Source organism: Micrococcus sp. KRD026, from assembly GCF_017168445.1.
In the GTDB taxonomy this organism is placed as follows: domain Bacteria; phylum Actinomycetota; class Actinomycetes; order Actinomycetales; family Micrococcaceae; genus Micrococcus; species Micrococcus luteus.
Map to the genome: position 1 here is coordinate 98,522 of NZ_JABFBA010000031.1, position 20,764 is coordinate 119,285.

General features: G+C 73.2%; 15 protein-coding genes and 1 tRNA gene. 1 reads left to right on the forward strand and 15 read right to left on the reverse strand.

All coding sequences use genetic code 11. The features are described 5' to 3' along the window. Positions 1–7: 7 nt before the first annotated feature. The 4 genes from J1M40_RS11530 to J1M40_RS11545 form a co-directional block, all read right to left on the reverse strand. Positions 8–1,678 carry a monovalent cation/H+ antiporter subunit D family protein gene (locus J1M40_RS11530; RefSeq protein WP_010078749.1) on the reverse strand — a complete coding sequence of 557 codons (1,671 nt, stop codon included), beginning with the start codon at positions 1,676–1,678 and terminating at the stop codon, positions 8–10. Then, positions 1,675–2,106: a cation:proton antiporter subunit C gene (locus tag J1M40_RS11535; protein WP_010078750.1), complete on the reverse strand. Its 432-nt coding sequence runs from the start codon at positions 2,104–2,106 to the stop codon at positions 1,675–1,677. The genes J1M40_RS11530 and J1M40_RS11535 overlap by 4 nt, the downstream gene beginning before the upstream one ends. Continuing rightward, complete coding sequence (locus J1M40_RS11540) at positions 2,103–4,976, reverse strand: DUF4040 family protein (protein WP_044658966.1); 2,874 nt, start codon at positions 4,974–4,976, stop codon at positions 2,103–2,105. Before J1M40_RS11540 ends, J1M40_RS11535 begins: the two co-directional genes overlap by 4 nt. A 70-nt stretch (positions 4,977–5,046) precedes the next feature. Beyond that, positions 5,047–5,128, reverse strand: a tRNA-Leu gene (locus J1M40_RS11545). A 176-nt stretch (positions 5,129–5,304) separates the two neighbouring features. Here J1M40_RS11545 and J1M40_RS11550 point away from each other — a divergent pair. Then, positions 5,305–5,901: an ANTAR domain-containing response regulator gene (locus tag J1M40_RS11550; RefSeq protein WP_036338626.1), complete on the forward strand. Its 597-nt coding sequence runs from the start codon at positions 5,305–5,307 to the stop codon at positions 5,899–5,901. A gap of 18 nt (positions 5,902–5,919) precedes the next feature. Here J1M40_RS11550 and pyk read toward each other — a convergent pair whose 3' ends face one another. The 11 genes from pyk to hisI form a co-directional block, all read right to left on the reverse strand. After that, positions 5,920–7,407, reverse strand: a complete 1,488-nt coding sequence (gene pyk, locus J1M40_RS11555; RefSeq protein ID WP_036338629.1) for a pyruvate kinase — start codon at positions 7,405–7,407, stop codon at positions 5,920–5,922. Between the two features lie 76 nt (positions 7,408–7,483). After that, a complete protein-coding gene (locus J1M40_RS11560; RefSeq protein ID WP_010078754.1) occupies positions 7,484–8,944 on the reverse strand; it encodes a glutamate synthase subunit beta in 1,461 nt (486 codons plus the stop codon). After that, positions 8,937–13,589: a glutamate synthase large subunit gene (gltB, locus tag J1M40_RS11565; protein ID WP_166437600.1), complete on the reverse strand. Its 4,653-nt coding sequence runs from the start codon at positions 13,587–13,589 to the stop codon at positions 8,937–8,939. The genes J1M40_RS11560 and gltB overlap by 8 nt, the downstream gene beginning before the upstream one ends. Before the next feature lie 204 nt (positions 13,590–13,793). Then, positions 13,794–14,777, reverse strand: coding sequence for a prolipoprotein diacylglyceryl transferase (gene lgt, locus J1M40_RS11570; protein WP_010078757.1), 984 nt, complete (start codon positions 14,775–14,777; stop codon positions 13,794–13,796). Between the two features lie 2 nt (positions 14,778–14,779). Beyond that, positions 14,780–15,586 (reverse strand): tryptophan synthase subunit alpha, encoded by an 807-nt coding sequence (gene trpA, locus J1M40_RS11575; RefSeq protein WP_166437602.1) that lies wholly within the window; start codon positions 15,584–15,586, stop codon positions 14,780–14,782. Beyond that, entirely contained in the window at positions 15,583–16,908 is a 1,326-nt protein-coding gene (gene trpB / locus J1M40_RS11580) for a tryptophan synthase subunit beta (RefSeq protein ID WP_070709870.1), read from the reverse strand. Before trpB ends, trpA begins: the two co-directional genes overlap by 4 nt. Positions 16,909–16,937: 29 nt before the next feature. Next, positions 16,938–17,744 (reverse strand): indole-3-glycerol phosphate synthase TrpC, encoded by an 807-nt coding sequence (trpC, locus tag J1M40_RS11585; protein WP_036338642.1) that lies wholly within the window; start codon positions 17,742–17,744, stop codon positions 16,938–16,940. Positions 17,745–17,749: 5 nt separating this feature from the next. Further along, the gene (locus J1M40_RS11590) at positions 17,750–18,073 is read right to left on the reverse strand and encodes an HGxxPAAW family protein (protein WP_010078761.1); all 324 of its coding nucleotides are present in this window, start codon (positions 18,071–18,073) and stop codon (positions 17,750–17,752) included. A 125-nt stretch (positions 18,074–18,198) separates the two neighbouring features. Continuing rightward, positions 18,199–18,804: a Trp biosynthesis-associated membrane protein gene (locus J1M40_RS11595; protein WP_036338648.1), complete on the reverse strand. Its 606-nt coding sequence runs from the start codon at positions 18,802–18,804 to the stop codon at positions 18,199–18,201. Continuing rightward, positions 18,804–20,354 carry a chorismate-binding protein gene (locus J1M40_RS11600; RefSeq protein ID WP_069941448.1) on the reverse strand — a complete coding sequence of 517 codons (1,551 nt, stop codon included), beginning with the start codon at positions 20,352–20,354 and terminating at the stop codon, positions 18,804–18,806. The genes J1M40_RS11595 and J1M40_RS11600 overlap by 1 nt, the downstream gene beginning before the upstream one ends. After that, positions 20,351–20,731 carry a phosphoribosyl-AMP cyclohydrolase gene (gene hisI, locus J1M40_RS11605; RefSeq protein ID WP_036315375.1) on the reverse strand — a complete coding sequence of 127 codons (381 nt, stop codon included), beginning with the start codon at positions 20,729–20,731 and terminating at the stop codon, positions 20,351–20,353. The genes J1M40_RS11600 and hisI overlap by 4 nt, the downstream gene beginning before the upstream one ends. Positions 20,732–20,764: the final 33 nt, after the last annotated feature.

Consider the following 20,764-nt stretch of genomic DNA (forward strand, 5'->3'; position numbering starts at 1 on the left):
GCGGTGCTCATGGGTTGAGCACCGCCTCGATGTACCTGCTGGGGTCCATCAGGCCCTGAGCCGCGAGGTCGGTGACGGTCCACAGGGCCTGACCGCCGAGCCCGAGGGCGAGGGTGGCCATAGCTAGGACGACGGCGGGGGCGGCCAGCCGGCCTGGGATGCGGGAGCGCGTGACGTCCTCGTCCGGATCCACGGTCACCGGCAGCACGCCCGTGGGCGGATCGAGGGTTTCCTGCGAGGCCCACGACTCGGTGCGCTCGTGGTCGGTGCTCGAGCCGCGGCCGGAGGGCGACGGCACGGAGCCCGCCCGGCCCACGATGGGCATGGCCGCGGTGGCCAGGCGCTCGCGGTGCCCGTGTGGGGCCGTCGGAGCGCCCCAGAACCAGGCGTCCCACACCCGCAGCAGAGCCCACAGGCTCACCAGGGAGGCGCCCAGCACCAGCGCAGCGGTGACACCGCGGCCGGCGTCCAGGCCGGCGCTGACGAGCATGAGCTTGCCCACGAACCCGGAGAAGGGCGGGATGCCGACCAGGGAGAGCAGGCCCACGAAGAAGGCGACGGCGATCAGCGGCTCGCGCCGGGCCAGGCCCTGCAGGTCCGCGAGACGGCCGGTGCCGTAGCGCACCTCGATCGCGCCGGCCGCCATCAGGAGGCAGCCCATCGCCACCATGTGGTGCACGAGGTAGAACAGGCCCGCCGCGAGACCCAGGCGCGTGGAGAGCCCGAGTCCGACGAGGATGCCGCCGATGCCGCTCACCATCTGCCACGACAACACGGCGCGCACACCGTGCTCACCGACCGAGGCGAGCGCACCCACCACGAGGGTGGCGAGGGACAGGACCAGGATGAGCGGCAGCAGACGCGCATCGCCGTCGTACATGACGGAGTAGATCCGGTAGAGCCCGTACACGGCGACCTTGGTGTGCAGGGCGGCGAAGAGGGCCGTCACCGCCGGGGAGGTCGAGGAGTACGCCCAGGCCAGCCAGCCGTGCAGCGGGGCCACCGAGGCCTTGATGGACAGTGCGAACAGCACCATGCCCGCGGCGATCGCGATGCGTGGGTCCGCCGCGGCGGACCCGGCGAGCATCGCGAGGTTCACCGAGCCGGTCAGCCCGTAGACGAAGCCGACGCCGACCAGGAGGATCGTGGAGGTTAGCAGGTTGAGGGTGACGTACAGCCGCGCCCCGTCCACTCGGCGCAGGGGCTCACGGCGGTTGGCGGAGAGGACGTAGAGGCCGTAGCTGGGCACCAACATGACCTCGATGAACACGAACAGGTTGAACAGGTCCGCCGTCAGCAGGGCGCCGTTGACTCCGCCGATGAGGATCAGGAGCAGCGGGGCGAAGAACTGGGAGTTAGCGACGCGGGAGCCGTAGGCGAACGCCGCGCCCACGATCGTGAGGGCGCTCGTGAGCACGAGCATCAGGGCGGACAGCATGTCCGCTGCGAAGCCGATCCCGATGCCCCCGGGCCAGCCGCCCAGCGAGGTGGCGAGCACGGACCCGTCGAGGGCGTGGACGCCCAGGGCCAGCCCGCCGGTGGTGACGAGTCCGAGCACCGCGAACAGGACTGCCCGGTGGAGGCGGGGACGCTCCCCCGCCAGCACGAGCAGACCGGCGGACAGCAGCGGGACGGCGGCGAAGAGGGGCAGCAGCTGGCCCAGCGGGACGGCGCTCATCGACGCACCTCCGGGCCCTGGCCGGCGTAGTGCTGCGCGATCCGGCCGGCCGCGGCGTGCCGCTCCTCGCGCGGGAAGCGTGCGTCGGCGGCGGCCTGCTCCAGGGAGTCGCGGGTCTCCCCCGGCGAGGCCACCGCGTCGTCCGCGCGCCCGGTGACGGCCAGCGCGAGCAGCAGCACGGTGATCGCGAAGGCGATCACGATAGCGGTCAGGACGAAGGCCTGCGGCAGGGCATCGGCCTGCACCTCGACGTCTGAGGTCCCCGCGAAGGGCAGCCCGCGGCGGTCGGTGCCGCCCGCGGCGATGATGGCCAGGTTGGCGGCGTGGCCCAGCAGGACCATGCCGAGGATCACGCGCAGCAGCTCGCGCTTGGAGAACAGGTAGAACGCGCCGAAGGTCAGAAGTCCCACGGTAAGGGCGACGGTCATCGGGTGACCTCCTCTCGTGCAGTCGTGGTGGTCGGGGCCGAGGGATCGGAGGACGGGGCCGCCGGCGCGACGCCGGGGTCACGGCTCGAGGCGCGGAGCGGGTCCTCACCCGGCCGCTCGGGGCCGAGCAGGGAGAACGCGGCCACGATCAGGCCGATCACGGCCAGGTACACGCCCATGTCGAACGCGAGCGTGGTGGAGAGCCCGTAGTCCAGGACCTTCACTCCCGCGGCTCCGAGGAAGCCCTTGCCGGTGAGGTAACCGACGATCCCCGTCGCGGTGCCGACGGCGATGCCCGAGCCGATGAAGGCCAGGTACGGCCACCGCAACTCCGGGGCCGTGTCCGAGTCGGCGGCCAGGTAGAGCAGGGCGTAGCCGGCACCGGCGACCAGTGCGGCGATGAAGCCGCCGCCGGGCTCGTAGTGCCCGCGCAGCAGCAGGAACGCGGACAGCAGGATGATCAGCACGCCGAAGACACGGCCGAACACCCGGATGTGGACGAGGTTCTCGCGCACGTGGGCGAGTGGGGAGCGCATGTCCACGGCGGAGGGCTGTGGAGGCGTCGGCCGACGGTTGAGCAACAGGGCCGCGATGGTCAGCGCCGTCGCCCCGAGCACGGTCATCTCGCCCCACGTGTCCACGGCGCGGAAGTCCACGAGGATCACGTTCACCACGTTGGTCCCCCCAGCCTGGGCATAGCTCTGGGTCAGGTAGAAGTGGGCGATCTCCGACATGCTGGAGCGGCCGGTGAACGCGAGCACGCCCAGGGTCGCGGCGACGCCGGCGACGGAGGCGGCGAGGACCGCCTGCATCCTGCGCGGGGTCGGCTCGTCGCTGAAGCGGGCGGGCAGGCGGCGCAGCAGCAGCACCATGACGCACACCGTGAGCACCTCGACCATCAGCTGGGTCAGGGCCACGTCCACGGCGCCGAGGGTGAGGAACCACAGGGTCATGCCGAACCCTACGACGCCGACCACCACCATGGCGGCGATGCGCGTCTTGGCGCGGATGGTGGCGATCACGCCGGCACCCACCAGGACGACCAGCACCCAGTCGTGCCAGCGCGAGGGCTGGCCGACGACGGCGGGCAAATCCTCGATCGTGGCGACACCGGCCACGGCGAGGAGCCCCAGGACCAGGGCGGGGATGAGGAGGTGGGGGCGGGGAGCCAGGGTGCCGGAGGCGCGCGAGACGACCGCGCCGACGCCGATCAGCCGGTGCCGAACCTCGTCCACCGCATCCAGGGCGGAGAACGGCAGGGCGGCGTGGGAGGCCACGCGCTCCACCGGGCGGCGCAAGGCCACCAGCAGCAGACCGAGCACGATGATGGCGGCGGAGACGAGCAGGGCCGTGTTCACGCCGTGCCACAGCGCCAGGTGCGCGTGCACCTCCGCGCCGGAGGCGGCCTCGGCCGCGTAGGAGACGGGGGTGTCCAGCACACCGGGCAGCAGGCCCAGGGCCACGCCCGCGGCCGCGGCCAGCACGGGCACGCCCCAGAAGGTGGCAGGAGCCTCGTGGACCTCGTCCTCCCGGCCGGTCGGCCACGAATGGGCGGCCCCGTCCGGGCTTGGACCCCAGAGGCCCAGGGCGCCGAGCACGAGACGGCCGGAGTAGGCCACGGTGAACACGGAGGTCAGGGCGATGCCGGCGGTGACGAGGACGGGGAGCCATGCGGGACCGGGGGTCCCGAGAGCGGCCTCGACCAGGCCCTCCTTGGAGATGAAGCCGAACAGCGGCGGGATGCCCGCCATCGACAGGGCGGCGACGGCGATCGCCGTGCCGGTGACCGGCATGCGCACGTGGCGGGCCGCGAGCTCTCGCAGGTCGCGGGTGCCGGCCTCGTGGTCGACCACGCCGATCAGCATGAACAGCGCCGACTTGAACAGCGCGTGCGCCACGGTGTGCACGATCGCCGCGGTAAGCGCGACGGGGGTGCCGATGCCGATGGCGGTCACCAGCAGGCCCAACTGGCTCATCGTGGAGTAGGCCAGCAGACCCTTGAGGTCGTGGCGACGGATCGCGGAGACGGCGCCCAGCAGGGCCGTAATGAGGCCCGAACCGATCAACAGCGCGGACCACACCGGGTTCCCGGCCAGGACCGGGCTGAACACCAGCAGCAGGAAGATGCCGGCCTTGACCATCGCCGCGGCGTGCAGGTAGGCGGAGACCGGGGAGATGGCCACCATGGAGTCCGGCAGCCACGCCTGGAACGGGAACTGGGCGGACTTGGTGAACGCGGCCACCGCCAGCAGGACGGCGACCGTGGTGGTGAAGCCCGCCTCGGACCACACGTCCGAGGCCAACACCCCGGACAGCGAGGCAGTGCCGGTCCGCACGGCCATGAGGGCGACGGCGGCCAGCAGCGCGAGGCCGCCGCCCACGGTCACGAGCAGGGTCCGGATCGCGGGGTCGCGGGCATGGTCCCCCGAGCGCCCGATGAGGAAGAAGGAGGTGAAGGAGGTGAACTCCCACGCGACGAAGAGGACCACGATGTTGTCGGCGAGCACCAGCAGCAGCATCGACGCCGCGAACGCGGTCATCAGCAGGTAGAAGGAGCCGGGTCGGCTCTCCGTGCGGTCCCGACTGAGGTACCGGCTGGAGTAGGCGAGGATCGCGGCGCCGATGACGAGGACGATCATGGCGAACACCAGGGCCAGGCCGTTCAGCCGGAGGTCGAGGTCCACCCCGACCGCGGGGATCCACGGATGGTGCTCCGTCCGGACGTCGCCCGTCCACGCCGCGATCAGCACGCCGGCCGCGGCCAGCAGGGGTGCGGCCAGGACCCAGCCCGCGTCCCTGCCCAGCGCCCGGGAGGCCGGGACGGCCGCCACCACCGAGAGGAGGGTCAGCAGGAGGCTGGTCAGGAGCACAGGACACCACTCATCTCGGGTCGATCGGTCACGGACACGGCGCCCACGGCGGGTGGCCGCGCGCCGACGGTGCCCGAAGTGGGACTCGAACCCACACGCCTCTCGGCACCGCATTTTGAGTGCGGCGTGTCTACCGATTCCACCATTCGGGCAGTGCCGCCCGGAGGCGGGACTCGATCACCCTATCAGCGCCCCGACCCGGCGTCCCCGGCCTTCCGGCGGGGGGTCACCGCCGCCGCGCCCGCGCCGCACTCATTGCGCACGGTAGCCTGGTGGACCACCAGCGGCGCCGCACCGACGCCGTCCCGGCCCGCGCGAAGGAGCTGCCGTGTCCACGCTGACGCCTCCCGAGGAGACCGGCCTGCGGGCCGTCGTCGCCGAGGACGAGACCCTCATCCGCCTCGACCTGGTGGAGGTGCTCACCGGGGCGGGCTACCGGGTGGTCGCCGAGGCCGGCGACGGCCGCGCCGCCGTCGAGGCCGTGCGCGAGCACCGCCCGGACATCGTGGTGATGGACGTGAAGATGCCCGTGATGGACGGCATCGCGGCTGCGGGCGAGATCGCCGGGGAACGGCTCGCCCCCGTGGTCATGCTGACCGCCTTCAGCCAGCGCGAGCTGGTGGAGCGCGCCCGGACCGCCGGGGCCATGGCCTACGTGGTCAAGCCCTTCACCGAGGCCGACCTGGTCCCCGCCATCGAACTGGCCGTGGCCCGCTTCGACGAGCTGCGCAGCCTCGAGGCCGAGGTGCGGGACCTGGGCGACCGCCTGGAGACCCGCAAGATCGTGGACCGGGCCAAGGCGCTGCTCCAGGAGCGGATGCGCCTGACCGAGGCCGAGTCCTTCCGCTGGATCCAGAAGACCTCCATGGACCGGCGCCTAGCCATGCGGGAGGTCGCGCAGGCCGTCATCGACCAGGTCGGCTGAGCGGCGCCCGCGCGCTCGTCAGAGCGGGGAGCGGGCCGGCCAGAAGCCGACCGGCTCGCGCGTCTGCGGCGAGGCGGCGGACGAGCCGCCCGCGGCGTCGTCGCCCACGCGGTGCACACGCAGCGTGTTCGTGGAGCCCACGGCCCCGGGAGGGGACCCGGCGGCGATCACCACGAGGTCGCCGTGCTCGGCGATGCCCTCCGACGTGAGCGACTGCTCGACCTGGAGGGTCATCTTGTCCGTGGAGTCCTGGAACGGGACCATCTTCGGGTAGACGCCCCACGTCAGGCACAGGATGTTGTGCGTGTGCTCGTGGTGGGTGAACGCGTAGATCGGCTGACGCGGCCGCAGGCGGCTGAGCCGACGGGCCGAGTCGCCGGACTCGGTGAACGTGGCGAGGAACGGGATCTCGAGCTGGTTCGCGACCTCGACGGCGGCCCGGGTGATCGCGCCGCCGCGCGTGCGGGGACGCGAGCCGAGCGGGTGGATGAGTTCGAGGCCGTGGGTCTCGGTGGACTCGATGATCCGGGCCATCGTCTGGACCGTCTCGACTGGATACGCGCCCACTGAGGTCTCGCCCGAGAGCATGACGGCGTCCGCGCCGTCGAGCACGGCGTTGGCGCAGTCCGAGGCCTCGGCGCGCGTCGGGCGCGGGCTGTCGATCATCGACTCGAGCACCTGGGTGGCCACGATGACCGGCTTCGCCCACCGGCGGGCGAGGTCCACCGCACGCTTCTGCACCACGGGCACGTCCTCGAGCGGCAGCTCCACACCGAGGTCGCCGCGGGCCACCATGATGGCGTCGAACGCGTCCACGATGGCCTCGAGGTTCTCCACCGCCTGGGGCTTCTCGATCTTGGCGATGACCGGGACCCGGCGCTCCTCCTCGTCCATGATCTCGTGCACCCGGTCCACGTCCGCGGCGTCCCGCACGAAGGACAGCGCCACCATGTCCACGCCGGTGCGCAGCGCCCAGCGCAGGTCGCGCTCGTCCTTCTCGGACAGGGCGGGCACGTTCACCGCCACGCCGGGCAGGTTGATCCCCTTGTTGTCCGAGACCATGCCCGGCACCTCGACCTCGGCCAGCACGTCCGTGTCCGTGACCTCGACGGCGCGCAGGCGCACCTTGCCGTCGTCCACCAGGAGCACGTCACCGGGGGCGACGTCCCCGGGCAGCCCCTTGTGGGTGGTGCCGACCAGCTCGCGGGTCCCGGGCACGTCCCGGGTGGTGATGGTGATCCGATCGCCCCTCTCGAGCAGATGCGGGCCGTCGGTGAAGCGGCCGAGGCGGATCTTGGGGCCCTGGAGGTCCGCGAAGATCGCGACCGGGCGCCGCTCCTCCACGCTGAGCCGGCGCACCCGCTCGAAGGAGGCCGCGTGCACCTCGTGGTCCCCGTGGCTCATGTTGAGGCGGACCACGTCCGCCCCCGCCCGGATGATCGAGCGGGTGGTCTCGTCGGAGTCGGTGGCGGGCCCGAAGGTGGCGATGATCTTGGCGTGTCGCATGCGACCCACGATAGGGGGCGGGCCCGCCCTCGGTGGAGGGCGGGCCCGCGTGGCGTCGGAAGATGAGACGGAGGACTCAGCCGAGGACGAGGCCGCGGTCGTCCGGGTCCACGGGGTGCGGCAGTCGGGACCAGCGCTCGAGCGACTCGTCGACCTCCTGCGCGCACGCACGCCCCTCGGCGATGGCCCAGACCACCAGGGAGGCGCCGCGCCCGGCGTCGCCGCACGCGAACACGCCCGGCTCGTCGGTCTCGTACCCGTCCTTCCGGGCCACGAGCCCGCGTGTCACGTGCACGCCGAGCTGCTGCGTGAGCAGCCCCTCCTCGATGCCGGTGAAGCCCAGCGCCAGCAGCACCAGGTCCGCCTGGACCTCGCGCTCGGTGCCCGCCTTGGGCCCGCGCGTGCCGTCCTCGCGGTACTCGGTCTCCGCCACGCGCAGGGCGCGCACGCGGCCGTGCTCGTCGCCGAGGAACTCGACCGTGGAGGCAAGGTGCGCGCGGGCGCCGCCCTCGGCGTCGGCCGTGGTCTGCTGGTGGACCTTGGGGATCGTGGGCCACGGCTGGTGGACGGGGCGCTCGACCGGCAGCTGCTGGCCGATCGCCAGCGTCGTCACGGACGCCGCCCCCTGGCGGTGCGCGGTGCCGATGCAGTCCGCGCCAGTGTCGCCGCCGCCGAGGATCACCACGTGGCGCCCCTCGGCGGAGATCTGGTCCGGGACCTCGTCGCCGGCGACCGCGCGGTTGGACTGCACGAGGTAGTCCATGGCGAGGTGGATCCCGTCGAGGCCGCGGCCGGGGACGGGCAGCTCGCGGGCCACGGGGGCGCCGGTCGCCACGATCACGGCGTCGAAGCGGGCCTTGAGCTGGTCCCAGGGCAGGTCGACGCCGATCTCCACGCCGGTGCGGAACCGGGTGCCCTCGGCCTCCATCTGCGCCAGGCGCCGGTCCAGGACGTCCTTCTCCAGCTTGAAGTCCGGGATGCCCAGCCGCAGCAGGCCGCCGAGGCGCTCGTCGCGCTCGTAGACCACCACGGTGAAGCCGGCGCGGGTGAGCTGCTGCGCCGCGGCCAGTCCCGCCGGGCCCGAGCCGACGACGGCCACGGTGTGGCCGTTCAGGCGGGCCGGCACGACCGGCTCGAGCCAGTCGTTGTCGAAGATCTGCTCCGCGATCGCCACCTCGGTCTGCTTGATGGTGACCGCGGGCTGGTTGATGCCCAGGGTGCAGGAGTCCTCGCACGGGGCGGGGCAGATCCGCCCGGTGACCTCGGGGAAGTTGTTGGTCGAGTGCAGTCGCGCGGCGGCCTCGTCCCAGCGTCCCCGCCGGACCAGGTCGTTCCACTCCGGGATGAGGTTGCCCAGCGGGCACCCGGAGTGGCAGAACGGGATGCCGCAGTCCATGCACCGGCCGGCCTGGGTGCGCACGATCGCCTCGTCCTGGCGGACGTACACGTCCTTGAAGTCCATGATGCGCACCGGCACCGGACGCGTGGGGCGCTCGACGCGCTCCCGGTTCTTCAGGAATCCGCGCGGATCAGCCACGGGTCACCTCCAGCAGTCGGTCCCAGACGGCCTCCCCGTCCGGGTCGAGTCCCTCGGCCGTCGCGGCCTGACGGGTGCGCAGCACGAGGTCGTACTGCCGGGGCAGGACGGTCGTGAAGCGGTCCCACGCGGCGTCGGCGGCGTCCCCGCCGGCCCGCAGGTCGGCGAGCAGCGCGGCGGCGACGGCGGAGCCCGTCTCCGCGCGGTGCAGCTCCAGCAGCTCGGCGATCCGCAGCCGGTCCTGCGCGGACGGCGCCTCGAGGATCAGGGCGTCCTCGCGGACGGCGAGTGGGTTCAGGTCCTCCCGGTCCAGGTCCAGCACCCAGGCCCGCCCGCCGGACATGCCGGCGGCGAGGTTGCGGCCGGTCTCGCCGAGGATCAGCGCCTCACCGCCGGTCATGTACTCCAGGCCGTGGTCGCCGATGCCCTCGGCCACCGCGGTGGCGCCGGAGTTGCGCACGAGGAACCGCTCCCCCACGCGGCCGCGCAGGAACAGCTGGCCCGAGGTGGCGCCGTAGCCGATCACGTTGCCGGCCACGGTGTTCTCCTCGGCCACGAACGGGGCCTCGGCGTCGGGGCGGACGATCACGCGTCCCCCCGACAGGCCCTTGCCGACGTAGTCGTTGGCGTCGCCCGAGAGCCGCAGGGTGACGCCGGCGGGCAGGAAGGCGCCGAGGGACTGGCCGGCCTCGCCCGTCAGGCGCACGGTGATCGTGTCGTCGTCCAGCTCGTCGGCGAGCCGCGTGCTCGTGACGTGGTAGCCCAGCAGCGTGCCCACGGACCGGTCCGTGTTCACGACGGCCTCGTCCATCACGACGGGCGTGCCCGTCGTGAGCGTGTCCCCCAGCCGGGCGATGAACCGGTGGTCGATGTGGGAGGCGAGGTCGTGGTCCTGCTCGGTGGTGCGGCGCATGGGCGCGTCCTCGTGGCCCGGACGCCGGCCGACGGAGGGGTCCGCGAGGATGCCCGAGAGGTCCAGGCCCTCGGACTTCCAGTGGTGCAGGGCCGCGTCCACGTCGAGCAGCTCGCGGTGGCCGATCGCCTCGTCGAGCGTGCGGAAGCCCAGCTGCGAGAGCAGCTCGCGGACCTCCTGCGCGATGAACTCGAAGAAGTTGACGACGAACTCGGGCTTGCCCGTGAAGCGCGCGCGCAGCTCGGGGTTCTGGGTGGCCACGCCCACGGGGCACGTGTCCAGGTGGCACACGCGCATCATGATGCAGCCGGAGACCACGAGCGGGGCGGTCGCGAAGCCGAACTCCTCGGCCCCGAGCAGTGCGGCGATCACGACGTCCCGGCCGGTCTTGAGCTGCCCGTCCACCTGGACGGTGACGCGCTCGCGCAGGCCGTTGAGCATGAGCGTCTGCTGCGCCTCGGCCAGGCCGATCTCCCACGGGGTGCCCGCGTGCTTGAGGGAGTTCAGCGGGGAGGCGCCCGTTCCGCCGTCGTGGCCGGAGATGAGCACGACGTCGGCGCGCGCCTTGGCGACGCCCGCGGCCACCGTGCCCACGCCGGACTCGGAGACGAGCTTGACGTGGACCCGCGCGGTCGGGTTGGCCCGCTTGAGGTCGTGGATCAGCTGCGCCAGGTCCTCGATCGAGTAGATGTCGTGGTGCGGCGGCGGGGACACCAGGGAGACGCCCGGGGTCGAGTGCCGCGTGCGGGCGACCCACGGGTACACCTTGGTCCCCATCAGCTGGCCGCCCTCGCCGGGTTTGGCGCCCTGGGCCATCTTGATCTGCAGGTCGGTCGCGGTGGCCAGGTACAGGCTGGTGACGCCGAACCGGCCCGAGGCGATCTGCTTGATCTTCGAGCGGCGCTCCGGGTCCAGCAGGCGCTCGGGGTCCTCGCCGCCCTCGCCCGAGTTCGAGCGGGCGCCGAGGCGGTTCATGGCGATCGCGAGGGTCTCGTGCGCCTCCTGCGAGATGGAGCCGTAGGACATCGCGCCGGTGGAGAAGCGGCGCACGATCGACTCGACGGGCTCCACCTCGGAGACGGGCACCGGCGGCCGCTCGCCCGTACGCAGGCGCATGAGCCCGCGCAGGGTCATGAGCTCCTCCGCCTGGTCGTCCACGCGACGCGTGTAGTCCTTGAAGACGTCGTAGCGCCGCTCCCGCGTGGAGTGCTGGAGGCGGAACACGGTCTCGGGGTTGAACAGGTGCGGCGCGCCCTCGCGCCGCCACTGGTACTCGCCGCCCACCTCGAGCTCGCGGTACGGGTTGATGTCGTTGCCGTCCGGCGGATACGCGAACTCGTGGCGCGCCTGGATCTCGGCGGCGACGACGTCGATGCCCACGCCGTCGAGCGGGCTCGTGGTGCCCACGAAGTAGCGGTCCACGAAGCGCCGGGACAGGCCGAGCGCCTCGAACGTCTGGGCGCCGGTGTAGGAGGCGACCGTGGAGATGCCCATTTTGGACATGATCTTCTGGACGCCCTTGCCGAGCGCCTTGATCAGGTTCGCCACGGCCTGCTCGGCGGTGACGCCCGAGACCTCCCCCGTGCGCACGAGCTCCTCGGCGGACTCCATGGCCAGGTACGGGTTGACCGCGGAGGCCCCGTAGCCGAGCAGGACGGCCACATGGTGGACCTCGCGCACGTCGCCCGCCTCGACGATCAGCGAGCTCTTGGTGCGGTTGGCCGAGGCCAGCAGGTGGTGGTGCACGGCGGAGGTCAGCAGCAGGGACGGGATCGGCGCCCACTGGGCGGTGGCGCCGCGGTCGGACAGCACCACGTACTCCACGCCGCGGTTGACGGCGGCCGAGACCTGCTCGCAGATCGCCTTCAGCTGGGCGCGGAGCTCCTCGACGCCTCCGGCCACCCGGTACACGCCGTTCACCTTGAGGGTCAGGCGGGTGCCGTCGGCGTCGCGCAGGTGCTGGATGCGGGCCAGCTGGTCGTTGTCGATCACGGGGAACGGGACGTCGACCTGGCGGGTGCGCACCTGCTCGAGGGAGAGCACGTTGCCCTGCGGGCCGATCGCGGTGCGCATCGAGGTCACCTGCTCCTCGCGGATCGCGTCGAGCGGCGGGTTCGTCACCTGGGCGAAGGACTGCACGAAGTAGTCGAAGAGCAGCCGGGGCCGCTTGGCGAGGACGGCGATGGGCGTGTCCGTGCCCATCGCACCGAGCGGCTCGGCGCCCGTCTGGGCCATCGGCCCGACGAGGATGCGCAGCTCCTCCGAGGTGTACCCGAAGATGCGCTGACGCTGCAGGATCGACTCGGAGGTGTGGCGGACGTGCTCGCGCTCGGGGAGCGACTCCAGGTCCAGGAGGTTCTGGCGCACCCAGTCCTCCCACGGCTGGGCGGAGGCGACCTCGGCCTTGATCTCGTCGTCGCCGATGATCCGGCCCTGCTCGGTGTCCACGAGGAACATGCGCCCCGGGGCCACGCGCCCCTTGCGCACCACCGCCGAGGGCTCGATCGGCACGACGCCGACCTCGGAGGCCAGGACGACGAGGCCGTCGTCGGTGACCCACCAGCGGGCGGGGCGCAGGCCGTTGCGGTCCAGCACGGCGCCCACCTGGGTGCCGTCGGAGAAGGCGACGGCGGCCGGTCCGTCCCAGGGCTCCATGAGCATGGAGTGGTACTGGTAGAAGGCGCGGCGGGCCGGGTCCATGGTCGCGTGGTTCTCCCACGCCTCCGGGATAATCATCATGATCGCCTGGGTGAGCGGGCGCCCGGAGAGCATGAGCAGCTCCGCGACCTCGTCGAAGGAGGCCGAGTCCGAGCCGATGGGGCTGATCAGCGGGAACAGGTCCTCGGGGACCTCGCCGAGCATCGGGTGCTTGAGCTGGCCCTGACGGGCGCGCATCCAGTTGCGGTTGCCCTTGACCGTGTTGATTTCGCCGTTGTGCGCGATGGTGCGGAACGGCTGGGCCAGCGGCCACGAGGGGAACGTGTTGGTGGAGAACCGCGAGTGGACCACGCCCAGCCGGGTGGTGAACCGCTCGTCGGAGAGGTCCGGGTAGAACGGCTCCAGCTGGGCCGTCGTCAGCATGCCCTTGTAGACGATCGTCTGGGACGAGAGCGAGGGGAAGTAGACGCCGGCGCGGGACTGGGCGCGGCGGCGCACCCGCCACGCCCGCACGTCCAGCGACTGCCCCGGCTCGGTGCCGTCCTGACCGTCCGCCAGGGACAGGAACAGCTGCTCGAACGCGGGCATGGCCGCCCGGGAGCCGACGCCCAGGGCCGAGGGGTCGGTGGGCACCTCGCGCCACGCCAGGACCTGCAGCCCCTCCTCCTCGGCCAGCCGCTCGACGGCCTCCTTCGCCTCGGCGCGCTCGCCGTCGACGGGCGGCAGGAAGGCGGTGCCGGCGACGTACTCGCCCACGGGGGGCAGCTCGGCGTCGACGACGGCACGGAACAGCTCGTCGGGGATCTGGGTCAGCAGGCCGGCGCCGTCGCCGGTGCCCTCGTCGGCGCCCACCGCCCCGCGGTGCTCGAGCGCGCGCAGGGCGGTCAGCGCGTGCTGGACGATGTCGTGGCCCGGGGTGCCCCGCAGGGTGGCGATGACGGCGAGGCCGCAGTTCTCGGTCTCCCGGGACGGGTCGTAGAGGCCCTGGGCGGCGGGGATGTCCGCATAGCGGACGAAGGGATCCACCGGTCCCCCCGCGCGGGGGGCCGAGGCGGGCGAGGATGCCACGGGCATGGTGCCGTCCTTTCCGGAGAGCAGGGGCGCGGACGGGGACGGCGCTGGCCCCGACGCACGGGGCCGACGGCCCCGAGGTGGAAGACACACTACCGGGCGCGACGTCCCACTGTGCGGAACCGGACGTTACTGTGACACGCCGAATGTCCACCATGTGGGACACCGGGGCCCCGGGCGCCCCTCGCGGGCGCGCCGGGGAGCGGGTCAGCGCCGGACGGCGTCGTCCTCCGCCGCGCCCACGGCGTGGGACCCGGAGCGGCCCGCGGCGACGGCGGCGCCGTCGTCGCCCTCGGGGGCGTGCCCGGCGCGCCACACGCTCTGGTGGGCGTGGGGGCCGGCGGCCGCGCCGCGATGGCGCAGCAGGATCCCGACGATGAACGCGAGGGCGATGACGAACACCAGCAGGGACGTCCACACGTTGAGCCGCTGGGTGACGCCGAAGAGCGTGACCATCTCGGCGTCGTCGATGCGCAGCATCTCGATCCACGTGCGGCCCGCGGTGTACCAGGCGACGTAGGACCACAGCATGAGGCCGTGGCGCAGGTGCAGCGCGCGGTCCACGAGGAGCAGCAGCGCGACCCCGGCCAGGTTCCACAGGCACTCGTAGAGGAACGTGGGGTGGAACAGCGTGTCCGGGGCGTAGCCGGCCGGGAAGTTCGGGCTGGCCGGGTCGACCTCGAGCCCCCAGGGCAGGGTCGTCGGGCCGCCGAAGAGCTCCTGGTTGAACCAGTTGCCCCACCGGCCGATGGCCTGGGCCAGCAGGATGCCCGGCGCGACGACGTCGCCGAAGGCCGTCAGCCGCAGCCCGTAGCGGCGGCACGCGATCCACGCGCCCACGGCGCCGAGGGCGATCGCGCCCCAGATGCCCAGTCCACCGTTCCACACGTACAGGATCTGGATCGGGTCGCCCGTGCCGTCGAAGCCGGGCCCGAAGTACCGGTCCGGTGAGGAGAACACGTGGTAGAGCCGACCGCCCACGAAGCCGAACGGGATGGCCCACAGGGCGATGTCGAGCACACGGTCCTCGGGGCCGCCGCGGGCGCGCCACCGACGCTCGGCGAGCCACAGCGCCAGGACGATGCCCAGGATGATGCACAGCGCGTACGCGTGGATCTTCACCGGGCCCAGCTGGAACCCGTCCCACCCGGGGGCGGGGAAGGCGGCGAGCGGGGCCAGGGCGGCGGTCACCCTCAGCCCTCTCGGACCGTGCCGGCGGCGAGCTCGCGGGTCAGCGTGCCCACGGCCTGCGGCCCGCCGTCGGTCAGCGCGCGCACCAGGGCCGTGCCGACGATCGCGCCGTCGGCGTAGGCGCCGATCTCGCGGACGTGCGCGGCCTGGGAGACGCCGAGGCCGACGCACACGTGCTCCGCCCCGGCATCCTGGGCCCGGCGGACCACGGTCTCGGCGACGGTGGACACCGCGTCGCGGGTGCCGGTGACGCCCATGACCGACACCGCGTACACGAAGCCGCGGGAGGAGTCGACGGTGAGGCGCACCCGCTCGTCCGTGGACGAGGGCGCGGTGAGGAACACGCGGTCCAGGCCGTGACGGTCCGAGGCCTCCATCCAGGCGCCGGCCTCCTCGGGCACGAGGTCAGGGGTGACGAGACCGGCGCCCCCGGCCTCGGCGAGGCGGCGCGCGAACTCGTCGACGCCCATGCGGTCCACGAGGTTCCAGTACGTCATCACCAGCACCGCGGCGTCAGTGCGCTGGGTCACCCGTCGGATGATGTCGAAGACGTCGGCCACGCGGAAACCGGCCTGCAGCGCCGCCTGGGTCGCGGCCTGGATCACGGGGCCGTCCATCACGGGGTCCGTGTAGGGCAGGCCCAGCTCGATGACGTCGGCGCCGTTGTCCGCGGCGGCGACGACGGCCTCGACGCACTCGTCCACGGACGGGTAGCCGGCCGGCAGGAAGGCGACGAGGCCGGTGCGGCCGGCCGCCTTCGCGGCATCCAGGGCCGCGGCGGTCTTGGAGTGCACGGTCATGCCGGTCACTGCTCCTCTCCGGGGGTCATCTCCTCGAGCGGGTCCTTCTCCTCCGTGGCCGTGCCGAGGCCGAACCAGGCCGCCGCGGTGGCGACGTCCTTGTCCCCGCGGCCGGAGAGGTTCACGATGATGATCCGCTCCTGACCCTCCGGGGCGTCCGGCCCCACGAGGCCCTCGTCCGCCCAGCGGCGGGCCAGGCGCAGCGCGCCGGCCAGGGCGTGGGCCGACTCGATGGCGGGCGTGATGCCCTCGGTGCGCGTGAGCCGGAGGAAGGCGTCCATGCACTCGGTGTCCGAGACCGGCTCGTAGACGGCGCGGCCCGTGTCGTGCAGGAAGGCGTGCTCCGGGCCGACGGCCGGGTAGTCCAGGCCCGCGGAGATCGAGTGGGAGTCGATCGTCTGCCCGTCCTCGTCCTGCATCAGGTACGTGCGGGCGCCGTGCAGCACGCCGGTGCGTCCGAGCGTGATGGACGCGGCGTGGCGGCCGGTCTCGAGGCCCTCGCCGCCGGCCTCGAAGCCGTAGAGCTCCACCCCAGGGTCGTCGAGGAAGCCGTGGAACAGGCCCATCGCGTTGGACCCGCCGCCCACGCACGCCGCGACGGCATCCGGCAGGCGGCCGGCCTGCGCCAGGATCTGCTCGCGGGCCTCTTCGCCGATCACGGAGTGGAAGTAGCGCACCATGGCGGGGAACGGGTGCGGGCCCGTGACCGTGCCCATCAGGTAATGCGTGGTGTCCACGGAGGCGACCCAGTCCCGCAGGGCCTCGTTGATCGCGTCCTTGAGGGTGCGGGCGCCGATCGCCACGGGGATCACCTCAGCGCCGAGCATCTGCATGCGGGCCACGTTCAGGGCCTGGCGGCGGGTGTCCTCCTCCCCCATGTACACGGTGCACTCCATGCCGAACAGCGCGGCCGCCGTCGCCGTGGCCACGCCGTGCTGGCCGGCGCCGGTCTCCGCGATCAGACGCGTCTTGCCCATGCGGCGGGCGAGCAGCGCCTGGCCGATCACGTTGTTGATCTTGTGCGAGCCGGTGTGGTTGAGGTCCTCGCGCTTGAGGAAGATGCGCACGCCGGGGGTGTCCGCGGCGAACCGCGGCACCTCGCTCAGCAGGGAGGGCCGGTTCACGTAGTCCCGGAACAGGGTCCGCAGCTCGGCCTCGAAGGCGGGGTCCTGCCGCGCCTCCTCGTAGGTGCGGGTGAGCTCCTGCAGCGCGGCCATGAGGGACTCGGGCATCCACTGCCCCCCGTAGTCGCCGAAGTAGGGCCCGGCCTGACCCTGATACGGCCCCTCGAACTCGATCGCGGGCTCGGTGCTCGGACGGTCGGCGCTCATGGCGACCACGCTCCTCGGGTCTGGTTCGGTCAGCGGACGGTGAGGGACGCGGCGCGGAACGCGCGCAGCGCCTCCTCGGGGGCGCCGTGGCGCACGAGGGCCTCGCCCACGAGCACGACGTCGGCGCCCGCGGCGGCGTAGGCCTTGATCTGCTCCTCGGACTCGACGCCCGACTCGGCGACCCGGACGACGTCCTCGGGCAGCCCGTCGGCCAGCGCGGCGTAGCGGGCCGGGTCGACGTCGAGGGTCTTGAGGTTGCGCACATTGACGCCGAGGATGCGGGCGCCGGCGGCGACGCCGCGCTCGATCTCCTCGGGCGTGTGGGCCTCCACGAGGGCGTGCATGCCCAGGGACTCGGTGAGCTGCAGGAAGCCGGCCAGCTCGGCGTCGTCGAGGGCGGCCACGATCAGCAGGACCAGGTCGGCCCCGTGGGCGCGGGCCTCGTGGATCTGGTACTCGGTGACGGTGAAGTCCTTGCGCAGGACCGGCAGATCGACGGCGGCACGCACGGCGTCCAGGTCGGCCAGGCTGCCGCCGAAGCGGCGGGCCTCGGTGAGCACGGAGACGGCGCTGGCGCCGCCGCGCTCGTACGCGCGGGCCAGGGTGGCCGGCTCGGGGATCTCGGCGAGCGCCCCCTTGGAGGGGCTCGCCCGCTTCACCTCGGAGATCACCCGGATCCCCGCGGGGTCGGTGCGTCCGCCGTGCAGGGCCGCGTGGGCGTCACGCGGCGCGGGGGCGGCGGCCACCAGCTCGGACAGGCGCGCCTCGGGCAGGGCACGGCGGCGAGGCTCGAGGTCCTCACGGACGCCGTCGATGATCTCCTGGAGGACGGACACGCGGATCAGTGACCGTGCTGGCCGCGACCCGCGCCGGCCTTGCCGGCGACGATGCCCACGACGACGCCCACGGCCATCAGGGCGAGCCCGATCCACACGACGACGCTCCAGTCGGCGAGCAGGCCGACGCAGCCGGCCACGAAGCCGACGAGCACGAGCGCCACCATGGCCCACGCGCCGGGCGAGTTGCCGTGGCCCGGCAGCTCGAGGTGGGTCGGGTCGTTGAGCACCAGGCCGTCCTCGGTGACGACGACGTCCTCGACGGCGCCGCGGCGGGCGGCGCGACGGGTGGTGGGCTCGGTGTGCGCGGTGTTCGCGGTGTGGCTCATGGCTGTCCCTCACTGGTGCGTGGTGTACATGACGACTGTCCCTCATTGTGCCATGCGGGCACGGGACCGGGCCCGCGTGACCCGGGACGACCCGGGCGGTGCGGGGCGGTCCGAGAGACGGGCACTCACGTGGGGTCGTTGCCGCGGGACAGCTCGTCCCACGCGTCCATCTGGTCCACGCGCCGGCGCTGGGCCGCCTCGCGGGCGGACTGCGCGGGCTGCTCCCCGGCGGCGGCCGGGCCGGGCTCGGAGGCCGCAGGCGCCTTCTCGTAGCGCCGGGACGAACGCCAGCCACGGCCCGCCAGTGCCGCCACGACGCCGCACAGCGCCGCGAGGACGCCGCCAGCCGCCGCGACCCACGGCCACGCCGTCACGGCGTAGTCCTGCGCGAGCGCAGTGGTCCCGGTCGCGTCGGCGACCGCGGCGGCCGCCGTCGTCGCCGGATCCAGGGCGGCGGTGACCGAGGTCGAGGCGATCACGACCCCAGCCAGCGCCATGAGCACGCCGACGATCACGGCGCCGAGGCGCCGGGCGGTGGTCAGGGCGAGGGCACCGGCCATCACGACCAGGGCCATGGCGGTGGCGACGGGCGCGGCGGCGCCGCCCGACGTCGTCGCCTCGGAGGCGATCCCGCCGGACAGGCCCGTGGCGGTCACCCAGGTGCGGCCCGCCGTGAGCAGCACGAGCGCGCCGGCGGCCAGCGCGGCGAGGACCACGGTGCGGCGGCGCATCACGCCTGCCCCAGCTCGCCCGCGGTCAGCACGGACCGCAGCGGCGCCGTCGCCTTGGTGACGGTCTCGGCGGTCTCGGCGTCGGGATCGGAGTCGGCGACGATGCCGGCGCCGGCCTGCACATGTGCCTGGCCGCGGTGCAGCGTGGCCGAGCGGATGTTGATCGCCATGTCCATGTTGCCCGCCAGGTCGAAGTAGCCGACGACGCCGCCGTAGGGCCCGCGCTCGGTCGGCTCCCACTCGTCCAGCAGCTGCAGGGCGCGGGGCTTCGGGGCGCCGGACAGCGTGCCGGCGGGGAAGGCGGCGCGGAGGACGTCGAGCGCGTCGACGTCGTCGCGCATGCGGCCCTCCACGTGCGAGACCAGGTGGAGGATGTGGCTGAACGCCTCGAGCTCCATGAACTGGGTGACCTCGACGGTGCCGGGGCGGCACACGCGCGAGAGGTCGTTGCGGGAGAGGTCCACGAGCATGAGGTGTTCGGCCCGCTCCTTCTCGTCCTCCAGCAGGTCCTTGCCGAGGAGGCGGTCGTCCTTCTCGGTGGCCCCGCGCCGCCGTGAGCCGGCGATCGGATGGGTGACCACGCGGCGGTCCCGCACGGTGACGAGCGCCTCGGGCGAGGAGCCCACGATCTCGTACGGCTCCCCGTCCGGGGTCTCGAAGGAGAAGAGGTACATGTAGGGGCTCGGGTTCACCGTGCGCAGGACGCGGTACACGTCCAGACCGGTGGCGTCCGTGGTGACCGAGAGGCGGCGGGAGACGACGGCCTGGAACACCTCGCCGTCACGGATCGCCCGCTGGGCCTTCGCGACGGCCTCGCGGAAGCCTTCGGCACCCCACCGGTCCTCGGCCTGGGCGGCGACCCCGTCCGCGTCCGCCTCGAGCCAGCGGCGCGGGACGTCGCTGACCGGGTCCGCGGCCGGGGCGGCCAGGCGCTCGACCATGGCATCCAGGCGGGCGAGCGCGTCGTCGTAGGCGCGGTCCGCGCCGGTGGCCAGGCCGTTGCCGTTCACCGCGTTGGCGATCAGCGTCACGGTGCCGTCCAGGGCATCGTGCACGGCCAGGTCGGTGACGAGGTTCATCGCGAGGTCGGGCAGGCCGAGGTGGTCCTCGGGCGGGTGCGGCAGGCGCTCCCACGCGCGGACCGTGCTCCAGCCCAGGAAGCCGGCCATGCCGGAGACGAGGTGCGGCAGAGCGCCTCCGACCTCGGCGCGCACGTCCGTGCGCAGCAGGCGCAGGCACGCGGCGAGCACGTCCAGGGCGCGGCCCTGCGTGGGCAGCCCCTCGGGCGGGGTGCCCTGCCAGTGCGCCTCGCCGTCCCGCGAGGTCAGGGTGACGGATGAGCCGGCCCCGATGAAGCTGTACCGGGACCACGCCGCGCCCGGGGTGGCGGACTCCATCAGGAAGGTGCCGGGGCGGGAGCCGGCCAGGCGCCGATGGATCGCCAGCGGCGTGAGGCCGTCCGCCAGCACCGTGCGGACCACGGGGATCACGCGGGCGGTGTCCGCCAGACGCAGGAACTCCGCACGGGAGGGAGTGGTGGCGGCGGTCATCGGGCGGCCTCCTCGGGGTCGACGGCGGCCGCCGGCATGACGATCTCGCGGCCGGTGAAGCAGGTGCGGGTGCCCGTGTGGCAGGCGGGGCCGGTCTGGTCCACGGTGAGCAGCAGGGTGTCGCCGTCGCAGTCCGCGTGGACCGCGCGCACCCGCTGCAGGTGGCCCGAGGTCTCCCCCTTGCGCCACAGCTCGCCGCGCGAGCGGGACCAGTAGGTGGCCCAGCCGGTCTCGAGCGTCGCGCGCAGGGACTCCTCGTTCATCCACGCCATCATGAGCACCTCGCCGGTGCCCTCCTGCTGGGCGATGGCGGGCACCAGGCCCCGGTCGTCGAAGGTCACGGTGGCCACGAGGTCGTCGGGCGGGGAGATGCTCATGGAGGTCCAGTCTAGGGAGCCGGAGCGGGGCGT